13 protein-coding genes are annotated in these 16,635 nt (G+C 66.1%); 6 read left to right on the forward strand and 7 right to left on the reverse strand.

Annotated elements, in window-relative coordinates; translation table 11 throughout:
• Positions 1-10: 10 nt before the first annotated feature.
• Positions 11-2,230 (reverse strand): TonB-dependent receptor family protein, encoded by a 2,220-nt coding sequence (locus IP86_RS12195; RefSeq protein WP_054162788.1) that lies wholly within the window; start codon positions 2,228-2,230, stop codon positions 11-13.
• A 59-nt stretch (positions 2,231-2,289) separates the two neighbouring features.
• Entirely contained in the window at positions 2,290-2,667 is a 378-nt protein-coding gene (locus tag IP86_RS12200; protein WP_054162789.1) for a DUF2946 family protein, read from the reverse strand.
• A gap of 328 nt (positions 2,668-2,995) precedes the next feature.
• Here IP86_RS12200 and IP86_RS12205 point away from each other — a divergent pair, with 328 nt between their 5' ends.
• The 3 genes from IP86_RS12205 to IP86_RS12215 all read left to right on the forward strand — a co-directional run bounded on the left by IP86_RS12205 (position 2,996) and on the right by IP86_RS12215 (position 6,195).
• The gene (locus tag IP86_RS12205) at positions 2,996-3,715 is read left to right on the forward strand and encodes a hypothetical protein (RefSeq protein ID WP_054162790.1); all 720 of its coding nucleotides are present in this window, start codon (positions 2,996-2,998) and stop codon (positions 3,713-3,715) included.
• A gap of 82 nt (positions 3,716-3,797) precedes the next feature.
• Positions 3,798-4,577, forward strand: a complete 780-nt coding sequence (locus IP86_RS12210; RefSeq protein WP_054162811.1) for an enoyl-CoA hydratase — start codon at positions 3,798-3,800, stop codon at positions 4,575-4,577.
• A gap of 175 nt (positions 4,578-4,752) precedes the next feature.
• Positions 4,753-6,195 (forward strand): TolC family outer membrane protein, encoded by a 1,443-nt coding sequence (locus IP86_RS12215; protein ID WP_245290603.1) that lies wholly within the window; start codon positions 4,753-4,755, stop codon positions 6,193-6,195.
• A 142-nt stretch (positions 6,196-6,337) separates the two neighbouring features.
• Here IP86_RS12215 and IP86_RS12220 read toward each other — a convergent pair whose 3' ends face one another.
• From IP86_RS12220 to arsH, 5 genes are all read right to left on the reverse strand, one after another.
• On the reverse strand, positions 6,338-6,613 hold the full coding sequence (locus IP86_RS12220) for a hypothetical protein (RefSeq protein WP_245290604.1): 276 nt from the start codon (positions 6,611-6,613) through the stop codon (positions 6,338-6,340).
• Positions 6,614-6,844: 231 nt separating this feature from the next.
• Complete coding sequence (locus IP86_RS12225; RefSeq protein ID WP_054162792.1) at positions 6,845-9,967, reverse strand: efflux RND transporter permease subunit; 3,123 nt, start codon at positions 9,965-9,967, stop codon at positions 6,845-6,847.
• 172 nt (positions 9,968-10,139) lie between these two features.
• Positions 10,140-11,381, reverse strand: a complete 1,242-nt coding sequence (locus IP86_RS12230) for an efflux RND transporter periplasmic adaptor subunit (protein WP_054162793.1) — start codon at positions 11,379-11,381, stop codon at positions 10,140-10,142.
• Between the two features lie 297 nt (positions 11,382-11,678).
• Positions 11,679-13,073, reverse strand: a complete 1,395-nt coding sequence (locus IP86_RS12235) for a CoA transferase (RefSeq protein ID WP_054162794.1) — start codon at positions 13,071-13,073, stop codon at positions 11,679-11,681.
• Positions 13,074-13,820: 747 nt separating this feature from the next.
• Positions 13,821-14,531 (reverse strand): arsenical resistance protein ArsH, encoded by a 711-nt coding sequence (gene arsH / locus IP86_RS12240; protein ID WP_054162795.1) that lies wholly within the window; start codon positions 14,529-14,531, stop codon positions 13,821-13,823.
• A gap of 75 nt (positions 14,532-14,606) precedes the next feature.
• On the opposite strand from arsH, the gene IP86_RS12245 reads away from it, so the two are divergent.
• From IP86_RS12245 to arsB, 3 genes are read left to right on the forward strand one after another with little or no spacing between them, the layout of a single operon-like run.
• The gene (locus tag IP86_RS12245; protein ID WP_054162796.1) at positions 14,607-14,993 is read left to right on the forward strand and encodes an ArsR/SmtB family transcription factor; all 387 of its coding nucleotides are present in this window, start codon (positions 14,607-14,609) and stop codon (positions 14,991-14,993) included.
• Entirely contained in the window at positions 14,993-15,418 is a 426-nt protein-coding gene (gene arsC, locus IP86_RS12250; RefSeq protein WP_054162797.1) for an arsenate reductase (glutaredoxin), read from the forward strand. Before IP86_RS12245 ends, arsC begins: the two co-directional genes overlap by 1 nt.
• A 37-nt stretch (positions 15,419-15,455) precedes the next feature.
• On the forward strand, positions 15,456-16,496 hold the full coding sequence (gene arsB, locus IP86_RS12255) for an ACR3 family arsenite efflux transporter (protein WP_054162798.1): 1,041 nt from the start codon (positions 15,456-15,458) through the stop codon (positions 16,494-16,496).
• Positions 16,497-16,635: the final 139 nt, after the last annotated feature.

Raw genomic sequence — 16,635 nt, forward strand, 5'->3', positions numbered from 1 at the left:
GAACGCAACATCACCACCGCACCTTCATTCCGGCATAGACCGCACGACCAGTGCCCGGTTCGAACAGCGGCGAGTTGGCGTTGGCCTTGTCGATGATGCTGGCCGAGGCGATGTAGGCCTTGTTCAGCAGGTTGCGGCCTTCGATGTAGATCGAATACGGCCCGCCACTGTCGATGCCGGCCTTGAGACCGAGCAGCGCGTAGGGTTCTGTCTGCAGCGTGTTGGCGCTGTCGACGTAGTAGGCCTGCGGCACCCACTCGACGTTCGGCCCGGCGTAGAAGCCGTTCGGATTCTTGTAGAGCAGTTCGGCGCGCAGATAGTGCCGCGGCGCACCCGGCAAGAGGTTGGTTCCGAACTTGGCGTCATTGTCGAAACGGAAATCGTTCAGCGTGTAGGCCATGTTGAGCCACAGCCGATCCGCGGTCGGGCCGCGCTCGAACAGATTTTTGAACAACGCGACGCCGAGCCCGGCCTCGATGCCCTGGTGCACGGTGCGGTCGGCGTTGGTGACGTTGCAATTGCCGAATGCGCTGTACAGGCACAGCAGTTCGTCCTTGATCTCGGCGCGGTAGCCGGTCAGCTCCCAGGTCAGGTCAGGCCGGACGCCGCGGGTGCCGATCTCGTAAGTGGTGGCGCGCTGCGGCCGGATGCTGGTGAAGGGGATGAACGGGATGCCAGGCCCCGACGAGCTTTCGCCGAAACTCGGCACCTCTGCGCTCCGCGAAATATTGGCGAAGGCCTGCCAGGCCGGATCGATCTGCCACAGCAGCCCGCCCTTCGGGCTCCACAGGTTGAACTCCGTCGACCCGGACTGATCGCCGTCGGACAGGAAGCGATCGCGGCGGTCGCGCGTCGCGTGCAGGAATTGCGTGCCCGCGACGAGCGCGACATTCCGCAAGAAGTAGAACGAGTCCTCGATGTAAAAGGTCGTGTTGCTCGACTTGTCGAGCGACGAAGATGCAAGCGCCCCCTTCTGCCCGGCGACATTGACATACTGCTTGTTGTCGAGCCGGCCGTTCAGAATGTTGACGCCGGCGACAAGTCGATTGCGATAGCCGCCGATCTCGCGGTCATCGGTGACCTTCGCGAAGCCGCCGTAGTCCTGATAGCGATAGTCCAGCCATTGGAAGATCGGGTGCATCAGGTGGCGGTCGACGCCGAACGCGCCGAAATCCACCACCGTATTGTCGAAGCGGATCGTGGTCTTGTTGGCGAGCCGCACCGTGTCGATGTTGCGCTGCTGATCGAGCGTGACGTTGTTCGGCGCCGCAGTTTGCGGTGAATTCAGCGCGATATCCTTGGTGACGGTGCCGGGAATCCGCTGCCGCACATGGTTGGCGTTGAGATAGAACCGCGTTTCGATGTCCGGCGTGATCTGGTAGCCGATATTGGCGCTGAGCCGATGGGCCTCGCCGTCGCTGTGATCGCGGAAGCCGGTCGCAGCCTGGGTTGAGGCGGTGACGTAACCATCCCAGGCGCCATTGACGCCGCCCGCATTGGCCTGCAGCCGGCGATAACCGAATGCGCCGGCATCGACGCTGACGCCGTTCGGAAACGGATCGCGTCCGGTCTTGGTGACGAAATTGATCGCGCCGCCGAGCGAATTGGCGCCGAACTGCAGCGCATTGGCGCCCTTGTACACCGCGACGTAGTTGTAGGCGGTGGGGTCGATCTCCTGGAAATCGCCGTAGCCGTCGGCGGTGTTGATCGGAATGCCGTCCATATAGAGCTGCACGCCGCGCAGATGGAAGTTGCGCGACAGGCCGGAGCCGCGAATCGACAGCCGCGTGTCGTCGCCCCATTTCGGCTGTGCGAACACGCCGGGCACGTAGTCGAGAATATCCTTGATGGTGTTGGCCACGGTGGAGTTGCGATAGGCGTTGGCCGGCACCAGCGCGACACCGCCGGGCGTCTGCTGGATATCGGCCAGCGCCTGCTGCACCGTGAGGACGGTAAGCGTCGGCCCTCGCGCCGCTGCGGGCGCGACCTCGGCGGGCGGAGCGGGCTGGGACGGAGACTGTGCGCTCCGCACCGCCCGCGTGCTGCGCACGGCGCTGCGTCGCTGCGGTCGCGGCGCCGCCAGACGGGCCTGATCGGGCGCCTGGATGGTGACGGGCGGCAGGTCCTGCCGGCTCTGGGCGGCGGCAGGAAACGTGACGAGTGACGTGGTGACGAGCGCAGCGGCGTGCAACAGCACGAGCCGGCGCAGCCGCAGAGTTGCGGACGACATGGACTTACTCCGGAATCTGAAATGACGAGAGGTGTGTGCGCCCGTGACGGCGCGAATCGTCAGCTCAGGACCGGAGGCCCGCGCGGTTGATGATCGCGCGCCTGAGTAAGCGCGACGAAGGTTTCGGGGCGTGGCGGATCATAGGCCACACCGAAGGCGAGACGGATCGCGACCGCAGGTGCGACCGGCGGCGGTGCGGCGCTGACATGATGGCCGATGCATAGCGGACAATGTATCGCGGCGGGCTTGGCCTTGCCCGGATCCACAGGTGTCGCCGCATCCTCGCTCGCCCGACAGAACTCATGGCCGGCGAGTAGTTGTGCGGGCGATTGGGCTGCGAGCAGCGCGCTGGCGAGCAGCACGTTGAGCACGAGCGCGTAGGTCGCCGCCCACGCGGCTCCCAATGCTACTCTGCGCTTCCGTGCAAACTGGCCCACCGTAGTACCCCCACTGCTCTGCTAGCACAGCCGAGAAGCGAGTCAATTTCATTCGCAATCGAAAGCAGCGACCGAAGGCTCGCGTGGAAACGCAGAGCACGCGGCGGGCGGGGCCGATGCGGCGAACAGTCTGCGCTGGAGCGAAGCCTTTGCGCGGTCGGGGGCTGGAGGCGGCAGCGGATTCGCAGCGGCCAAATGAGGCAGGCCGCCACACAGATTGCCAAAATATTGCCGCCGGCCGGCGACGATTCCTCACGGTTTGGCCCCGCTGACGCCATTGCCGCAGGGTCATTGTGACGCTGGGGCTGGCAAACCTGGGGAGATTGCCATGAAGAGCGTGGTCAGCGGCCGCTCGGCATTGATCGTCGCGGCCGGACTTTTGGCCTGTCTTTACGGACCACTGCACCCGACGCAGGCAGCCGCCGCGCCGCCCGATGGCGCCACGCAGGAGAGCGCGTCCCAAGACAGTGCAGCTCCCGTCGCCAAGAAAAAAGTGGCCCGGAGCCACGCCAAGCGCGTGAAGAAGAAGGCTGCGCCGGCCAAGCCCGCCAAACCCACCGCCGAGAACTCAAAAGCCGACAGCAAGCCCAGCACGGCGGCGGACAATTCCGGGATTTCGCCGGCCCCGGACGCCCAGGCCAGCGCCGAAACACCGGTTCCGGCCTCCGCCGCCCTGCCCGCATCCGTCGCCAATGCCAACGCCCAGTTCCCACAGGTCGCGGCCGCGGACGGCGCTGCGCCTAGTCCGGCTGCCGCCGCGCCGGCGCCGAACGGCGCTGATCCCGCCGCACAGCCCGCCGCGGTGGTGGCGCCTGATGAGGTGAACGAACTCGATCGGGCAGCCGAACCTGCAGCCCCGGTGACGATGGCCGCCACCGCGACGCCCCAGCCGGCGACGGCCGGCACCACACAGGGCTCGTCTGCGACCGTTTCGTCGGCCACCGCCAATGACGGCGCCTGGGACAAGGCGTCGCTGATCGGCAAGATCTTCATCGCCGCCGGCGGGCTTCTGACGCTGGCCTCGGCCGCCCGGATGTTCATGGCCTGAGATCCGCCCCCTCCCCTTGAAGCGCCTCGCGCCAGCGGGCAGATTGCCCGCGGCCGCGACCGGCTTTCAACGGGAATGCATCATGAGCACTTTTGAATTCATCATCGTCGAGCGCCAGAACGCCGTCGGCATCATCAAGCTCAACCGCCCGAAAATGCTGAACGCACTGTCGTTCGGCGTGTTCGGCGAAATCGGCGCTGCGGTCGAGGATCTCGAGGCCGACGAGGCGATCGGATGCATCCTGATCACCGGCAGCGAGAAGGCGTTCGCCGCCGGCGCCGACATCAAGGAGATGCAGCCCAAAAGCTTCATCGACATGTTCAACGAGGATTTCACCGCGATCGGTGGCGACCGGCTGGCGCGCTGCCGCAAGCCGACCATTGCGGCGGTCGCCGGCTACGCGCTCGGCGGCGGCTGCGAACTGGCGATGATGGCCGACTTCATCATCGCGGCCGACACGGCGAAGTTCGGCCAGCCGGAAATCACCCTCGGCACCATTCCGGGCATTGGTGGTACGCAGCGACTGACGCGTGCAATCGGCAAGGCCAAGGCGATGGATCTGTGCCTCACCGGACGGATGATGGACGCGCAGGAAGCCGAGCGCGCCGGTCTGGTCAGCCGCATCGTCCCTGCCGATAAACTGATGGAAGAGGCGCTGGCGGCTGCCGAGAAGATCGCGTCGATGTCGCGGCCGGCCGCAGCGATGGCGAAGAACGCCGTCAATCGTGCGCTGGAGAGCACGCTGGCCGAAGGCCTGGCGGTCGAGCGCGACCTGTTTCATGCGACCTTCGCCCTGGAAGACCGCTCCGAAGGCATGGCGGCGTTCATCGACAAGCGTAAGCCGAACATCAAGAACCGCTGACCGCAAGCTGACAGATGCGGCGGTCGCCTGACGATCGCCGCATCCCGATGCGCGCCGGATCGTCGCAGCGTTGCCAAGGCACCACAGTGCCCACGGCAAACATCCACAGATCCCGCCGGACGGTTTGCCTCTCGCGGCACCGCGTTCTAAAGATGCAAGGCATCGGCGGGGGCGGATGTTGCAGATCGCAGCGGGACGGATGAACAAGAACGCCCATATCAACGGTGTTGAAAGCTGCCTGCGCGTTGCGCGGCGAAGCTTCTATGCCGCGTCGGCCATCGCCCTGCTGCTGATCACTCCGGCATCGGCCGAGAACCTGACCGAAGCGCTGGCAAAAGCCTATCAGACCAATCCGCAGTTGAACGCAGAGCGCGCCCGCCAACGCGCGACCGATGAGAACGTACCATCGGCACTCTCCGGCTACCGGCCGCAGATCATCGCCAGCCTCGGCGCCGGCATGCAGGCGATCCGTAACCTGCTGCCCGATAACACCATCCAGACCGCGACGCTCAAGCCCTGGACGATCGGCGTCACGGTGACGCAAACCTTGTTCAACGGCTTCCGCACCGCCAACAGCGTGCGAGTCGCCGAACTTCAGGTGAAGTCCGGACGCGAGGCGCTGCGCAATGTCGGTCAGGGCGTGCTGCTGGATGCGGTCACCGCTTACACCAACGTGCTGGCCAACCAGGCGCTGGTCGCGGCGCAGAAAGCCAACGTCGACTTTCTCAGCCAGACGCTGGACATCACCAACAAACGGCTGAACGCCGGCGACGTCACGCCGACCGACACCGCGCAGGCGGAGGCGCGCCTCAGCCGCGGCCGCGCCGACCTCAACGCCGCCGAGGTCAACCTCGCCGTCAGCGAAGCCACATACGCGCAGGTTATCGGCAATGCGCCGTCCCGGCTCGGTCCCGCCTCGCCGGTCGACCGACTGCTGCCGCGCAGCCGCGAGGACGCGATGTCGCTGGCGATGCAGGGCAATCCGGCCGTGCTCGCAGCGGGCTTCGACGTCGACGTGGCCACCACCACCATCAAGGTTGCCGAAGGCGCGCTGCTGCCGACCGTCACCGTTCAGGGCAGCGCCAGCCGCAGCCGCGCATCCGACCAAACGCTCGGCAGCGCCGGCACGGACCAAGCCTCCATCGTCGGCCAGATCGCGGCGCCGATTTATGACGGCGGTCTCGCCGCCGCGCAGACGCGGCAATCGAAAGAACTCGCCGCGCAGAGCCGGCTGGTGCTGGATCAGGTGCGCAACCAGTCGCGGACCGCGGCGATCGCCGCCTGGGTCAGCAATGAAGGCGCCAAAATCGCGGTCAGCGCGTCGGAATCCGAAGTACGTGCCGCCGAGATCGCCCTGAAGGGTGTCAGCCGCGAAGCCCAGGGCGGTCAGCGCACGACGGTCGACGTGCTCAACTCGCAGCAGGACTTGATCCTCGCGCGCGCCCGCCTGATCGGCGCCCAGCGCGATCGCGTGATCGCCTCCTATACGCTGCTCAGCGCGATCGGCCGCCTCGACGTTAAGACCCTCGGCCTCAACACGCCGGACTACCTGCCCGAGGTTCATTACCACCAGGTGCGCGACGCCTGGCACGGCCTGCGGACTCCGTCCGGGCAGTAAGCCGGCAACTGCCGCCAACCGCGTCGGCGCGCCTTCAACGCAGCACTCGCAGACGGCGGCTGCCAACTCCGATCAAAAACGAAAGTCGACGACGGTCGGCAAGCGCGATCGCCCCGCCGCCGTGCAATAGCTGGGGTTGGAGTCAGCAAGCCTTGGCGCGATCGCCTGTCGCCGCGACGGGCGCGCGGCCGAATGATTCGGGCTGCGCCTGCGCTACGCCGCGACCGCCATAGCCTCTGCCGTGCTCGGGCGGAAATGCCGGACCGTGGGTTACGGTCGTCGCCTCGACCCGATCGCCGAGGGCGCGGCCGGTTTCGGTGCAGATGAAATGCTGCTGCGAACAAGCGAGACAGAACACCGGCTCATAGGTCAACCGGTCCCCGCTCGCCGCTTCATCGGCGAGCCAGGTCTGAGTCATCAGACCGCTTTGCGGACATCGGTATACCAGGAGCCTAGCCATAGTTGCAGAGTGACACGGCCTGCTCGCGGTCGGCTTGACGCAAGTCAATCGTCGCATGCGCGCCGATGACGCGCCATGGGCGGGTCGATTGTCATCGCACTGCAACAAAGCATTTCCTGCTGTTTTGCAGGCATTTCTCGCAATACGCAGCCTGCGGCTCCCCGCAGGACTACGAAGTCGCCTAAGTAATCATCCGAGGCGGCGGCGCGAGAAGTAGGAGATCAGCACAGGCAGTGTGATCAGAATTACGCCAGGCGCCAGCATCATGCCGGTGACGACGACGATCGCCAGCGGCTTCTGCACCTGCGAGCCGATGCCGTGCGACACGGCGGCCGGCAACAGGCCGACGCCGGCGATGACACAGGTCATCAGCACCGGTCGCAATTGCAGCTCGCCGGTGCGGATCACCGCCTTGATGCGGTCGAGGCCCTGATCGATGAGCTGGTTGTACTGTGACAGAATGATGATGCCGTCCATCACCGCGATGCCGAACAGCGCGATAAAACCGATCGCGGCCGACACGCTGAACGGGATTCCGCTGACCAGGAGGCCCATCACGCCGCCGAAGATCGCCATCGGAATCACGCTCATCGCCAGCAGCGTGTCGGCGAACGAGCCGAAATTGAAGAACAGCAACACGCCGATCAGCAGCAGGCTGATCGGGACGACGATGGACAGCCGCTTGATCGCGTCCTGCAGGTTGCCGAACTCGCCGACCCATTCGGCCCGCGAGCCGGGCGGCAGTTGCACCTGTTCGGCGACTTTCTGCTGAGCCTCCTGGATGGCGCTGCCGAGGTCGCGCTCGCGCACCGAGAACTTGATCGGCAGGTAGCGCTCCTGCTGCTCGCGATAGATGTAGGCCGCGCCTGACACGAGCTGGATCGAGGCCACTTCGCTGAGCGGGATCTGCGTGATGCCGTTCGGCCCCTGCACACCGATCCGCAGATTGTGGATCGCCTCGGCGCTCTTCCGATACTCCGGCGCCAGCCGGATGATGATCGGGAAATGCCGGTCGCTGCCGGGCTCGTACAGATCGCCGGCGCTGTCGCCGCCGATCGCGACCCGGATGGTCGCATTGATGTCGCCGGGCGTCAGCCCGTAGCGCGCCGCGCGGGCGCGGTCGACGTCGATCTGGATCGTCGGCTGGCCGAGCGAGGTGAACACCGCGAGGTCCTGGACGCCCTGCACCGTCGACAGCACGGCCTTGATCTTGTTGGCGGTGTCGGTGAGCGCCTGCAGGTCGTTGCCGAACAGCTTGATCGAGTTCTCGCCCTTCACGCCGGACACCGCTTCGGACACGTTGTCCTGCAGATACTGCGAGAAATTGAACTCGACCCCAGGGAATTTGTCCTGCAGCTGCTTCAGCATCCGCGCAGTGAGATCGTCCTTGTCCTTGACGCCTGGCCATTGCGAGACCGGCTTCAGCGGCGCGAAGAATTCGGCGTTGAACAGACCGGCCGCGTCGGTGCCGTCGTCGGGCCGGCCGTGCTGCGACACCACCGACTCGACCTCGGGGAAGCTCTGGATCAGCTTCCGCATCTGATTGACGTAGCCGTTGCCTTCGGAGAGCGAGATCGTCGGCGGCAGCGTCGCGCGCACCCACAGATTGCCCTCTTCCAGCTTGGGCAGGAATTCAAGGCCGAGGAAGCGCGACGCGACCACGGTCATCAGCACCAGGCCGACGGCACCGGCCATCACCAGACGCCGGTTCGCCACCGCCCAGCCGAGCAGCGGCATGTACAGCCGATGCAGCCAGCGCATCAGGAACGTCTCGGTCTCCTTGACGTGCGACGGCAGGATGATCGCCGACAGCGCCGGCGTCACCGTGAAGGTCGCGAGCAGACCGCCGGCGAGCGCATACGCATAGGTCCGCGCCATCGGCCCGAAGATGTTGCCTTCGACGCCGGACAGCGTGAATAGCGGCAGGAAGGCCGCGATAATGATCGCCGCGGCGAAGAAGATCGAGCGCGACACGTCGGCGGCGGCCGACAGGATGGCGTGGCTCTTCATGCCCATGATGGTCTCGGCGGAGATGTGGCTGCGCTCTTCCTCCGACAACGGCGTAGAGTGCGACAGCCGCCTGAAGATCGCCTCGACCATGATCACGGTGGCGTCGACGATCAGGCCGAAATCGATGGCGCCGACCGACAACAGATTCGCGGACTCGCCGCGCAGCACCAGGATGATCACCGCGAAGAACAGCGCGAACGGAATCGTGGCGCCGACGATCAGCGCGCTGCGCAGATCGCCGAGGAAGATCCATTGCAGCACCACGATCAGCAGGATGCCGACCACCATGTTGTGCAGCACGGTGTGGGTGGTGGTGTCGATCAGGTCCTTGCGGTCGTAGATTCGCTCGATCCGCACGCCCGGCGGCAGCACGCCGGAGGCGTTGATCGCATTCACCGTCTGCTCGACCCGCGCGATGGTCGGCGAGCTCTTCTCGCCGCGCCGCATCAGCACGATGCCCTGGACGATATCGTCGTCGTTGTTCATGCCGGCGATGCCGAGCCGTGGCTTTTCGCCGACGCTGACCGTGGCGATGTCCTTGACCAGCACCGGGTTGCCGTTGCTCGAGGTCACCATGGTGTTGGCGAGATCATCGATCGACCGGATCAGGCCGACGCCGCGCACCACCGCCGATTGCGCGCCGATATCGACTGTGTTGCCGCCGACATTGATGTTGGAATTGGAGACCGCCTGCAGCACCTGCGGCAGGGTCAGGCCATTGGCGACCAGCTTGTTGAAGTCGACCTGGACCTCGTAGGTCTTGGTCTTGCCGCCCCAGCCGGTGACGTCGATGACGCCCGGCACCGCGCGGAAGCGGCGCTGCAGGACCCAGTCCTGCAAGGTCTTGAGGTCGAGCACGCTGTAGCCGGGCGGGCCGACCAGCCGGTAGCGGAAGATCTCGCCGATCGGGCTCAGCGGTGAGATGCCAGGCTGGGCGTTGCCGGGCAGCGCCGGCAGCTGCGACAGACGGTTGAGCACCTGCTGCAGCGCTTCGTCATAGGTGTAGTCGAACGAGAACTGCAGTTTGACGTCGGACAGGCCGTACAGCGAAATCGTCCGGATCGTCTTCAGGTTCTTGATGCCGGCGACCTGGGTCTCGATCGGGATGGTGATGTAGCGCTCGATCTCCTCCGCCGAGAGCCCGGGGCTCTGGGTCACGATGTCGACCATCGGCGGCGTCGGATCGGGATAGGCCTCGATATTGAGCTGCCTGAAGGCGATGACGCCGCCGGCCAGCACCAGCACGAACATCAGGACCATCAGATAACGTCGATTGACGGCAAGGGCTACGAGGCGACCCATCCGGATCGAACCTTTCAGGCAGGCGAGCGGCGGGAGCCGCGATCAGGCGTCCGGTGTGTTCTCGTCATCATCGCTGCGCGCCGTCAACTGAACTCTGCGACAGGCTGTGCGAATTTCGCGTGCGTGAGGCACGATGACCGAGATGGGCAGTTAGGGTACCGTCGGATGAAGCTCAGCCGGTGGCGGCCCGGTCGATGAACAGGCTGCCCTTGGTGACGATCTTCTCACCCGGCTTCAGATTGCCGATGACTTCGACCAGATGGCCCGCAGTGAGGCCCGGCTTGATGGTGCGCAGCTCGATCGAGCGATCGTCGCGCGCGACCCAGATGCGGACCTGGTCGCCTTCGTAGATCAGCGCGGTGCGCGGCACGCCGACGGCGGGATGATCCGAGGCCGAATAGATCGTGACGTTGGCGAACATTTCCGGTTTCAGCGCGCCGTCCGGATTGTCCAGCGTGGCGCGGACCATCAGCCGGCGGGTGTTCGGGTCGATCGCCGCGGCGACGTAGTTGACGCGCGCCGTCAGGGTGCGGTTCGGCAGCGCCAGCACCTTGAAGCTGATGTCCTGGCCGATCTCGACCGCCGCGGCTTCGGATTCGCGAACGAAGGCGGTGAGCCACACCGTCGACAGATCGCCGATCACGAACACCGGATCGCTGGCGCCCGCATTGACGTATTGGCCGGGGCCGATCTTGCGCTGAAGCACGGTGCCGCCGATCGGCGCGTAGATCGTCGTCTCGGGATTGATCTTGCCCTTGTCCTGGAACGTCGTAATCGCCGCTTCGGTCAGCCCCAGGATGCGCAGCCGGTTGCGCGCCGCTTCGAGCGCGGTGGTGGCCGACTGCATGTCGTTCTGCGCGCTGATCAGCGTGGTCTGGGCCTGCTGATAGTCCTTAAGCGGCACCGCCTTGCCTTCGAACAGATCGCGGGCGCGCTTGTCCTGCAGCTGCGCCAGTTCGAGCTGCGACTTCGCCTTGTTGAGCGCCGTCGAGGCGGCGATGAAATCGTTCTGCGCCTGCACCGTGTCGGGCGCCTCGATGGTGAACAGCGGCTGGCCCTGCTCGACATGATCGCCGGGGCGCGCCAGCAGCTTCGTCACCCGGCCCGCATAAGGCGAGAACACCGGGGTCGAGCGGTCCTCGTCGATCGCGATCTTGCCTTCGGTGATGTGTTCGGCGCGGAAGCTGAAATCGCTGACCGGCTCGATCGTCAGGCTGGCCCATTCGGACGGGCTCGGCGTGTAGCGATCGGCGCTGCGGCGGGACTGGCTGGAGATCTCCGAATGCACCTCCGGCGTCTCGAAGCTCTGCAGCACGGCGGTGCCGGCCACCGCGGCGCCCACGATCCCGCAACCGGCCACAACCAGCCATTTACGCGGCACCGCTCGCAGACGATCAGTCAATTTGTTCAGCATGGTCCCAGCTCGAGATCCGGCTTGATCGCCGCGTTCGCCTCCCGGCGGCCCATAGTGCCGAAATCATGTGACACGCCAACCAAAAAGCGCGTCGAGCCTGAAATCCTCACCATCGCAGCGCACCATCCCGGCAGGACGACCGCCCGGACGAATGTTCCTAGCGAGCGGAACCTGAATGCTGGATTAACCGGCTCAACAACGCGTTAACTTTTTGGCGAAACCGCGGCGAGAGGTGTTACCCGGGCGCGATACAACCCGCGCGATCAGTGAAGGAGCGCGCCCCCACGCGCGTTGGTATCAGTGCCGCGGCCACCTCGCCGGATCAGTCCCGAGCGGCACCGCCGGCCGCGCCCAGAACGCCGGCGTTGCAGACAACTGGGCCGCGTGCCGCACCGCCGTCAGGGTGCCGAAGCCGGACGGCATGTCCGCCAGATAAGGCGCGGCCGCAGCCGGGTTGATATCCGGTGTGGCGAGGCCGTCGGCGAGCCGTCCCATGTCCCACAGCCATCGGCCGGTGCGGGCGAGCGACACCTGGACGTGCCAGCTGCCGCCCTCACGCGCCTGGCGCGCCTTGGCGATCATCGCGCCGAACGCCATCAGATAGCCGGTGGCGTGATCGAGGATCTGCATCGGCAGCTCCTTCGGCCCGCTGACGCCGGCCGCCTGCCCTTCGGCATGGTTGAAGCCGGTGGCGCATTGCACCAGCGAGTCGAAGCCGCGCCGCTCGGCCCAAGGCCCAAGGCGGCCATAGGCCGACAGCGACACGTAGACGATCCCCGGATTGAGCTTCGCCGCCTCCTCCGGCGAGAAGCCGAGCGTGGCGAGCGAGCGCGGCCGATAGCCCTGGCTGAAGATATCCGCCTCGGTGAGTAGTTCGCGCAGCGCGGCGTGGCCTTCGGGCGTCGTCAGATCGGCGAAGCTCGACAGCTTGCCGCGGCCGGTGTCGATCACCAGCCACGGGATCGACGGCAGCTTGGGACTCGAGACCAGCATGACGTCGGCGCCATGCGCCGCCAGCGTGCGGCCGGCGACCGGCCCCGCAATGACGCGCGACAGATCGAGCACGCGCAGACCGCTCAGCGGACGATCGCCCGCCGGCCACGGTTTCGGCGCCGCGTCGCCGATCCGGCTGATCTCCACCAGCGGCAACTGATCGAGCGCCGCCGCCTGCGGCAGCACCCGCCATTCGTCGCGCGAGCGCATCAGCGCCACGACGCCGCCGAGCGCATAGGCTGCCGTCTCGAACGCCTCGCCGTCCCATTCGAGCAGCGCCGCCTGCACCGCCTCGCGCGTCGCCTCGCAGCTCAGCACGGCGCAGACCGCATCGCGATGATGCGGGAAGTTGGTATGCAGCCGAACGTAGCGGCCGCCCTTCACCTGATACACGCCGGCGATCGGATCCCACATCGGCGGCGGCGGCTCGCCGTCGCGGCGCAAGTAGCGCTCGGAGCGGCACTCGATCGCGGCGTGGCGGATGTCGACGGCGACGTCCTGCATCTGCCCGCTGCGCATCGCCCAGATCTCGGCGGCGGCAAGCCCGCTCGCCGCGATCGACACCTGCGCCGCGGCGTCGACGCGAAACGACGACGGCAGCTGCGGCTCGTCGCCGGTCAGCCTGACGCGCGCGAGCGCGGCGGCATCGCCGCCGACCGAGGTCCACAGATCGCCGAGCAGGTCGCGGGGAGATTGCATCGGGTGATTTCCTCCGGCTTGTCGCAGAGGCTGGCGCCGGCATGCCCGCGCCGCCTCAGATGCGTCATACGCGCGCTCGATCCGCGTATCCATCCCGCGAGCCGGTTTCGGCCCGGCGTACCGCGCATCGCAGCCAAGCCTTTTCGGCCTCGCGGCGCGCTGCGCCCGAGTTTTGCAAACAGCCTCCCCCGAGGGGAGGCGGCGCGCCGCGCGGCGCAAACAGGTCGTGGTTCGCGGAGCGTGTCGTCGCCTTTGCGAGAGCGAACGACCGACCGCGCATCGCCTTGCGGCGCGCCACCGGCAGCGGTTTTGGGCGATCAGGTCCGTGCTTCCGGGGACGGGCGCGATGCACTCCGCACCGCTTGATCCGGCGGGCTTTCCCCGCCTTCACCCGTCCCGCGTCCAGCGAACTAACAAGTCGCAGAGCCTCGTAGTAGGCCCGGACGGAGACCCGATGCCTCCCGGACGCGGGCTTGCGAGACCCGTCGCGCAGGACGCCGCGTCAACCCGCCTCCGCCAGCCGTTGCTGGCTTCGCCGGGCTCGCCCGGCTGGTCACCCAGCCGACCGATCTGCCCCACACCAAGACGCCTCATGATGCGCCCCTCGTTGGACAGGACGAAGCGGAATATAGTCGCATTAGGAATTATGTCAAGACATAGACCGGAACATTTCGGCGTGGATCGCGGAGACAGAAACCCGCCACGTCCGGGTTGGTTGAAGCGCCAGAGCTGTCACGCGTTCTTCACTCACATCGCTTGCAGCCGCTCTCCGTGCTGCTTGGCCAGATCCTCCTTTCGCTCGCTGTAGCGATCGGTGAGATAGGACGACACGCCGCGGGTGAGCAGCGTGAACTTCACCAGTTCCTCCATCACGTCGACGATCCGATCGTAGTAAGCGGATGCGAGGATGCGGCCTTCATCGTCGAACTGCTCGTACGCCTTGGCCACCGACGACTGATTAGGGATGGTGATCATCCGCATCCAGCGCCCGAGCACGCGCATCTGATTGACGGCGTTGAACGACTGCGAGCCGCCGCTGACCTGCATCACCGCCAGCGTCTTGCCCTGGGTCGGCCGGACGGCGCCGAGCGACAGCGGGATCCAGTCGATCTGGGCTTTCATGATGCCGGTCATGGCGCCGTGCCGCTCCGGGCTGCACCACACCTGCCCTTCCGACCATGTCACGAGGTCGCGCAATTCCTGCACCTTGGGATGGTCGGCGGGTGCGCCGTCCGGCAAGGGCAAGCCTGCAGGATCGAACACCCGCGTCTCCGCGCCGAACGCCTGCAACAGACGCGCGGCCTCCATCGTGGCAAACCGGCTGTACGATCGCTCGCGCAACGAGCCGTACAGCAGCAAGATGCGCGGACGATGCTCCGCATGATCGCCGAGACGGGCCGGATTCGGCGTTCTGAAGGCGTTCGGAAAGATGTGCGGAAGATCTGCTGGATCGGTCATCGGGCTCCGGGAGGCTTTGTTGGACACCGCGACCTTGTACTTGATCTGGGCTTATAATTCAATTATTCATGAATCATGGAAACGAATGATGCCCTCGACGCCTTGTCCGCGCTGTCGCAGGAGACCCGCCTGGCGGTGTTCCGCCTGCTGGTTCGGCGCGAGCCGGACGGCGTGGCCGCTGGCGACCTCGCCAAAGCGATCGGCGTGCCCGCCAACTCGATGTCGGTGCATCTCGGCGTGCTGAGCCACGCCGGGCTGGTGACCTCCGAGCGGCGCAGCCGGTCGATCATCTATCGCGCCGATCTGTCCCGCTTTCGCGAGCTGATGCTGTTCATGCTGAAGGACTGCTGCAACGGCCGCAGCGAGATCTGCGCGCCGCTGATTGCCGACCTCACGCCCTGCTGTCCGCCGGCGCCGGTGCGGCACTCGTCACGAAAACACTCGAATGCAAAGGCTATCTGATGGACGTCGTGATCTATCACAATCCCGATTGCGGCACTTCGCGCAACACGCTCGGCCTGATCCGCAACGCCGGGATCGAGCCGCACGTCATCGAATATCTCAAATGCCCGCCCAGCCGTACGCTGCTGCGCCAGATGATCACGCGCGCAGGCCTCACCGTGCGGCAGGCGCTGCGCGAAAAGGGCACGCCGTTCGCGGAGCTGAAGCTCGGCGATCCGTCGCTGAGTGACGACGATCTGCTCGATGCAATGACCGCGCATCCGATCCTGATCAATCGGCCTTTCGTGGTGACTCCGAACGGCGTGCGGCTGTGCCGACCGTCCGAACAGGTGATCGACCTGCTGCCGCCGCAGCGCGGCGAGTTCTTCAAGGAGGACGGCGAGCAGGTGATCGATGCCAGCGGCCGGCGCGTGGCCACCGCTTAGGTCCTCGCTCGGCTGTTCGGCTGGAGAGCAAACCCGCATGTCCACCTTCGAACGCTATCTCACGCTCTGGGTCGCGCTGTGTATCGTCGTCGGCATCGGGCTCGGCCACGTCATGCCGGGCGCCTTCCAGGCGATCGGAGCCGCCGAGATCGCCAAGGTCAACCTGCCGGTCGCGGCGCTGATCTGGCTGATGATCATTCCGATGCTGGTGAAGATCGACTTCGCCGCGCTGGCGCAGGTTCGCGAGCATTGGCGCGGCATCGGCGTGACGCTGTTCATCAACTGGGCGGTCAAGCCATTCACGATGGCGGCGCTGGCGTGGCTGTTCGTCGGCTATCTGTTCCGCTCCTATCTACCGGCCGAGCAGATCAACTCCTACATCGCCGGGCTGATCATCCTGGCGGCCGCGCCGTGCACCGCGATGGTGTTCGTGTGGTCCAACCTGACCAAGGGTGAGCCGCATTTCACCCTGAGCCAGGTGGCGCTCAACGACACCATCATGGTGTTCGCCTTCGCGCCGCTGGTCGGCCTGTTGCTCGGGCTGTCGGCCATCACCGTGCCGTGGGACACGCTGCTGCTGTCGGTGGTGCTGTATATCGTGGTGCCGGTGCTGATCGCGCAGCTGCTGCGGCGCCGCGTGCTGGCGAGCGGCGGCGAAGACGGATTGCAGCGGCTGCTCGGCGTGTTCCAGCCGCTGTCGCTGGTCGCCCTGCTGGCGACGCTGGTGCTGCTGTTCGGCTTCCAGGGCGAACAGATCATCAGGCAGCCGCTGGTGATCGCGCTACTCGCGGTGCCGATCCTGATTCAGGTCTACTTCAATGCCGGATTGGCCTATCTGCTGAATCGGCTCGCCGGCGAGCAGCATTGCGTGGCCGGCCCCTCCGCCCTGATCGGCGCCAGCAATTTCTTCGAGTTGGCGGTCGCGGCCGCGATCAGCCTGTTCGGCTTCGAATCCGGCGCGGCACTGGCCACCGTGGTCGGCGTCCTGATCGAGGTCCCGGTGATGCTCACCGTCGTGTGGATCGTCAACCGCAGCCGAGGCTGGTACGAAACGTCGGCAAGAGGAGGCCGCGCTTAAGCCCGTCGGTCTGAAGCTCTAATGATCATTCAAGGTCCGCTTGGGCCACAGGCGTCAAACCGTCCCCTCAATGAAAATCCCGCGACGGCGGCAGGATGCGGACGTCGCGGGGGTGGCGATGGCGCTGGGCGGGGGCGTC

The organism is Rhodopseudomonas sp. AAP120, assembly GCF_001295845.1.
In the GTDB taxonomy this organism is placed as follows: Bacteria; Pseudomonadota; Alphaproteobacteria; order Rhizobiales; family Xanthobacteraceae; genus Rhodopseudomonas.